This window comes from Pseudonocardia pini (genome assembly GCF_013870575.1).
In the GTDB taxonomy this organism is placed as follows: Bacteria; Actinomycetota; Actinomycetes; order Mycobacteriales; family Pseudonocardiaceae; genus Pseudonocardia; species Pseudonocardia pini.
The window spans coordinates 1-3,494 of record NZ_JACBXB010000604.1; the positions used below are offsets into that span (position 1 = coordinate 1).

Genomic DNA, 3,494 nt, shown 5'->3' on the forward strand with positions numbered 1-3,494 from the left:
TGGTCGAGAGCGGGCGGCCCACCGGACTGTGAGGCGCCCGCGCTACCGCAGCGTCCAGCTCCGCCGCGGCACGGAGCTCCGCTCCACCTGCGCCTGCCCGATCGGGTTGCCGATCTGGGTATAGGACAGGCCGGTGCGCAGGGCCTGGGTGCGGGTGCTGTCCAGCGACTCCCAGATCGCCCGCACGGTGCCCTGGATCGCGGCGGGCGGCTTGGCGGCGATGAGGTGGGCGATCTCGTCCGCCCGCTTCCATAGGTCGGCGCGGGGCAGGATCTCGCTGACGAGCCCGATCTGCATCGCGCGCTCCGGGGAGAGCCGCTCGTCGAGGCCGAGCAGCGCGATCCGCAGGGTCTCGCCGAGCGGGATGCGCCGGGCCAGCCCGATCGGCTCGAGGGCCGCCGTCATGCCGTAGGAGACGTGCGGGTCGAAGAACGTGGCGTCGTCGGAGCAGATGACGATGTCCGCCTCGTTGATCCAGTAGAAGGCACCGCCCGCGGCCATCCCGTGCACGGCCACGACCAGCGGCTTCCAGACCTGGTTGAGCTTGGGGGACAGGCTCTCCCCGGGGTCGGTCTGGGAGAAGACGTTCGACTCGCGGTGGATGCCCTCCTTCACGTCGACCCCGGTGCAGAAGGCCCGCTCGCCCGCGGCGCGCAGGACCACGGCGTGCACCTCGTCGTCCGCCTTGACCTCGGCCCAGATCGCGGCGAACTCCTCGCACATGGCCTGGTTGAAGCTGTTCATCGCCTCCGGACGGTTGAGGGTCACCGTGGCGACGTGGTCGCTGAGGTCGTACGTCAGCGTGGTCAGCTGGTCCATCGTTCCTCCGGTCCGGGTCCGGCGACGCGGCCGGGGTGGCGAGAAGAGTATCCTATTCGGGCACGTGGGCGGCCTGCGGCGAGTCCGGCGCCGCCCAGTCGATCTTCACGCGGCGGCGGGCCAGCAGCCAGCGGTCGCCCCGCCGGACGAAGCGGTCCACGTAGACGCCGGTGTGGTCCAGCCCGATCGGGGACACGACCATGAAGTAGGTCCAGGCGTCCGCCGCGTCCGCGCCGTCGAACTCGATGCGCGAGGTGGTGAGGTTGTGCCGCAGGAAGACCCGTCGAGGCGTGTCGGCGGCCGTGCTGCGGACCGCGGCGGCCTTGGGGGACAGCGCCGCGCGGATCGCCTCCCGGCCCTCGTGGGCGGTGCCGTGGAACTCGAGGACGCCCTCGGGGAGGAAGGCCTCCAGCAGGGCGTCGACGCGTCCGCGGTCGCCCTCGGTGTTGTAGACGGACTGGGTGTACCGGATCGCCTCGGTGGCGAGCAGCTGGTCAGGAGTCATGTCGTACCTTCGCGGTGTGCCCGACGGCCCGGAAGGCGAAGTCGACGACCTGCGCGGCCGCCTCGTCCGCCGCGACCTCGGCCAGGCCGTGCATCAGGCTGTCGAAGGCCTGCCCGATCGCGGCCCGCACCGAGCGGGCGTCGGCGGCGGGGTCGGCCCAGGGGAAGGAGCCGTCGAGCAGGCCCCGTCGCAGCAGGTCCGCGATCGCGCGTTCCTGCTGGAGCAGCATGTTCTGGCGGGCCGCGAGGTAGCCGCGGGCCCGGGTGACCTCTTCGGAGGAGAGGATCACGGCCCGCTGTCGACGACGGGGCGACGACGCGACGCGCAGGAACTCCTGGACCCACACCCGCAGCGCGTCGGGGGTGGTCGGCGCGGCCGCGACCGCGGCCTCGAGCCGCGCGGTCATGGCCGCCGTCTCCTGCCGGAACATGGCCAGGAGCAGGGCGTCCTTGGAGTCGAAGTGCCGGTAGAAGGCCCGGGTGGACAGCCCCGCGTCCCGCAGGATCTCGCTGACCGCGACACTGTCCCCACCGCTCGCGGACAGCACGCGGTACGCCGCCTCGATGATCGCGGTCCGCTCGGCAGGCGAGGTCACCGTCCGCCTCCTTCCAGCCGGGTCCGGATCCGTCAGCAGACTATCCATCACCCGTCCTGCGGATCAGGGCCTCCTGCATGACCGAGGCCACCAGCTCGCCCGCCCGGTCGAACACGAGCCCGCGACACAGCGCCCGGCCGTTGCCCGCCCAGGTGCTCTCCTGGTCGTAGTGGAACCACTCGTCGGCGCGGAAGGGGCGGTGGAACCAGACGGCATGGTCGAGGCTGGCGAACGCGAGCCCGGGCCCGCCGACGTAGTACCCGTGCGGCGGGAGCGCCACGCTGAGCAGGAAGACGTCCGACGCGTAGGTGACCGCTCCCACGTGGACGAGCGGGTCGTCCCCCAGCGGCTCGAGGGACCGCAGCCAGAACCGCTGCCGGGGTTCCCCGCGCTCTCCGCGGACGCTGGCGATCCGCGGCAGGTCGCCGTCGAACCGCATCTCCAGCGGCCACATCGACTGCAGCGCGGTGAACCAGCTGACGTTCGGCTCGCCCGCCGCCGCGACGACCTCCATCGCGGGCGGCAGGTCCTCGGGATCCACCCCGGCGGAGCGCGGGACCTGGTGGCGGAAGCCCTCCTCGGCGCGGGCGAAGGAGGCCGTCAGCGTGAAGATCGCCTCGCCGCGCTGCTCGGCCACCACCCGTCGGGTGCTGTAGCTCCCCCCGTCGCGCAGCGCCTCGACGGCGTAGTCGATCGGCTCGGCCTGCTCCCCGGCCCGCAGGAAGTGTGCGTGCAGGGAGTGGACGGCGCGGTCGTCGGGCACCGTGCGGCCCGCGGCGACCAGCGCCTGCCCGGCGACCTGCCCGCCGAAGACCCGCAGCGGCCGGTTCGGCCGCGCCGGATGCACCACCGTGCCGCTGCGGAACCGGTCCCGGCCGACCCGCTCCAGCTCCATGAGCGCGGCGAGGCCGTGCCCACCCCGTCCCACCGACGTCGTGCTCATCGGCCTACCTCGGACCGAACCGCTGACCCGCGTCGAGCCGCAGGCACTGGCCGTTCAGCATCGGGTTGTCCACGATGGCCAGCGCGAGCTTGGCGTACTCCTCGGGACGGCCCATCCGACGCGGGAAGGCCGCGTCCTTGGTGAGCGCCGCCGCCATGTCCGCCGGGATGCGGGCCACGGCGCCGGTGGCGAACAGGCTCGGGGCGATGGCGAGCACCCGGATGCCGAGCGAGCCGAGGTCGCGGGCCATCGTGAGGCACATGCCGGCGATCGCGGCCTTGGCCGCGGTGTAGGCGACCTGCCCGATCTGGCCCTCGAACGCGGCGATCGAGGCGGTGTTGATGATGACGCCGCGCTCTCCGGTCGTCTCGGGGTCCTCCGGCTCGTTGCGCGCCATGTGGGCGGCGGCGAGCCGGGAGATGTTGAACGTCGCGACGGCGTTGAGGTCCAGCACCGTCCGGAAGGTCTCCAGGTCGTGCGGGCCCTCCTTGCCCAGGGTGCGCTTGGCGACGCCGCCGCCCGCGGTCGTGACCGTGACGTGCAGCCCGCCGAGCTCCTCGACGGCCGCGGCGAGGACCTGCTCGGTGCCCGCGAAGTCCGTCACGTCGGCCTCGTGGAAGGTCCCGCCGAAC

Annotated in this window: 5 protein-coding genes; all 5 read right to left on the bottom strand. The window is 73.0% G+C overall.

All coding sequences use genetic code 11. The features are described from left to right. Positions 1-42: 42 nt before the first annotated feature. Positions 43-819 carry an enoyl-CoA hydratase/isomerase family protein gene (locus tag H5J29_RS25605; protein WP_181783580.1) on the bottom strand — a complete coding sequence of 259 codons (777 nt, stop codon included), beginning with the start codon at positions 817-819 and terminating at the stop codon, positions 43-45. 52 nt (positions 820-871) lie between these two features. Then, positions 872-1,324 carry a nuclear transport factor 2 family protein gene (locus tag H5J29_RS25610; RefSeq protein ID WP_181783581.1) on the bottom strand — a complete coding sequence of 151 codons (453 nt, stop codon included), beginning with the start codon at positions 1,322-1,324 and terminating at the stop codon, positions 872-874. Next, positions 1,314-1,919 carry a TetR/AcrR family transcriptional regulator gene (locus tag H5J29_RS25615; protein WP_312858404.1) on the bottom strand — a complete coding sequence of 202 codons (606 nt, stop codon included), beginning with the start codon at positions 1,917-1,919 and terminating at the stop codon, positions 1,314-1,316. Before H5J29_RS25615 ends, H5J29_RS25610 begins: the two co-directional genes overlap by 11 nt. A gap of 40 nt (positions 1,920-1,959) precedes the next feature. Next, positions 1,960-2,862: an acyl-CoA thioesterase gene (locus H5J29_RS25620; protein WP_181783583.1), complete on the bottom strand. Its 903-nt coding sequence runs from the start codon at positions 2,860-2,862 to the stop codon at positions 1,960-1,962. 4 nt (positions 2,863-2,866) lie between these two features. Continuing rightward, positions 2,867-3,494 (bottom strand): SDR family oxidoreductase (locus H5J29_RS25625; protein ID WP_181783584.1); only part of this gene is annotated, 628 nt, incomplete at its 5' end.

Excerpts from the sequence above, each read along its gene's own strand:
- H5J29_RS25605 (WP_181783580.1), bottom strand. The coding sequence starts at position 819 with ATGGACCAGCTGACCACGCTGACGTACGACCTCAGCGACCACGTCGCC.
- H5J29_RS25610 (WP_181783581.1), bottom strand. The coding sequence starts at position 1,324 with ATGACTCCTGACCAGCTGCTCGCCACCGAGGCGATCCGGTACACCCAG.
- H5J29_RS25620 (WP_181783583.1), bottom strand. The coding sequence starts at position 2,862 with ATGAGCACGACGTCGGTGGGACGGGGTGGGCACGGCCTCGCCGCGCTC.